This window comes from Nocardioides sp. NPDC059952 (assembly GCF_042730435.1).
Lineage (GTDB): Bacteria > Actinomycetota > Actinomycetes > Propionibacteriales > Nocardioidaceae > Nocardioides.
The window spans coordinates 1-1108 of the sequence record NZ_JBHWLY010000174.1; the positions used below are offsets into that span (position 1 = coordinate 1).

Here is a 1108-nt window from a genome sequence, read left to right on the forward strand (position 1 = left end):
GTCCACCAGCGCTCGCAGCAGGCGGCAGCCAGCGCCGCGTCGACCACCTCGCCCGTGATGGGCCGGAGGCCGCAGGGGCGGGCGGCCCGCTCGGCGCGCACCGCGGACGCGCGGCGCTCGTTGGCGGCGACGTACTCTCGGCCCGCGGCGACGGCCAGCAGCAGGGAGACACCGAACAGGCCGATGGCGTACCACCAGGCGTCTGCGCGGGCGCTGGTGACGGAGCAGTGGCCGGCGAGGGCGGCGGCGGCCAGGTACAGCCATCGCAGGGCGCGGTCGGGGAGGGTCACGGCTGGGCTCCGTTCTGCTGGGCCTCAGTGAGGTTGCTGTCGGGCATCTGTCCGCGGCGCGCTCTGGCGTCGGCTTCGGCCATCCGCTTCAGTGCCCGCTCGATGACCACCGCCCGCACCTGCCCCGCGTACACGGTGGCGAGGAGATGCTCCGACCGAGGGGTGAGGACCTCGCGGGCGGTGGGACGACGCTGCGGGCTCACCGGACAGCCCTCTCGGTCAGCCGCTTGAGCGCATCGTCGACGGTGAAGCCGTTCACGGTGACGAGGGGCGCCTGATCCCTGGCGAGCTTCAGCGCGGTGTCGAGGTCGAAGCGGTGAGCGTCCAGCCACTCGTCCTCGCGCTCGGAGGGGCGCATCTCGTACTCCCAAGTGCCGTCGGAGCCGAGGCACTGGGAGTGCCGCTTGACGGCCCACCGGCCATGGCCGCGGTATTCGACGGTGATCTCGAAGACGTGGGAGTCGATGCCGTCCTCGGGCAGGCAGTTCACGCTGTACTTGGAGGCCTGCACGATCGGCTCGCCGGGCTTCGGCAGCTCGGCTGGCGGCTGCTCGTCGGCCCACACGATCCGCGTCGCGCCGTTGTGCCCGTGGATGGCCACCGCGTCGCTCAGGCGGTCCCAGTGGACGGTTGACGGGCGGTCGCCTATCCAGCGCAGGGTTACGGTCCCATCGGGCCACAGGACGCCGTCGGCGATGTGGCCGGTGCCGGAGACGCCGCTCACGTCGTGGTCGCGTTGGAGACGAAAGAGACGGGGCTGGGTGGTCATGGTCTGTGTTCCTCCGTGGTGTGATGGGCGGGAGGCCGCCCCTGAATCC

Annotated in this window: 3 protein-coding genes; all 3 read right to left on the bottom strand. The window is 71.9% G+C overall.

Annotation, left to right across the window (positions count from 1 at the left end; genetic code table 11):
- On the bottom strand, window positions 1-290 hold a 290-nt coding region (locus ACFV9G_RS29985; RefSeq protein WP_378733149.1), incomplete at its 3' end, for a hypothetical protein.
- Complete coding sequence (locus tag ACFV9G_RS29990; protein WP_375988992.1) at window positions 287-493, bottom strand: hypothetical protein; 207 nt, start codon at window positions 491-493, stop codon at window positions 287-289. The genes ACFV9G_RS29985 and ACFV9G_RS29990, both read right to left, overlap by 4 nt.
- Window positions 490-1059 carry a hypothetical protein gene (locus ACFV9G_RS29995; protein ID WP_375869839.1) on the bottom strand — a complete coding sequence of 190 codons (570 nt, stop codon included), beginning with the start codon at window positions 1057-1059 and terminating at the stop codon, window positions 490-492. The genes ACFV9G_RS29990 and ACFV9G_RS29995 overlap by 4 nt, the downstream gene beginning before the upstream one ends.
- Between the last annotated feature and the right edge of the window lie 49 nt (window positions 1060-1108).

Coding starts and splice junctions, on each gene's coding strand:
- ACFV9G_RS29995 (WP_375869839.1), bottom strand. CDS start 1,059: ATGACCACCCAGCCCCGTCTCTTTCGTCTCCAACGCGACCACGACGTG.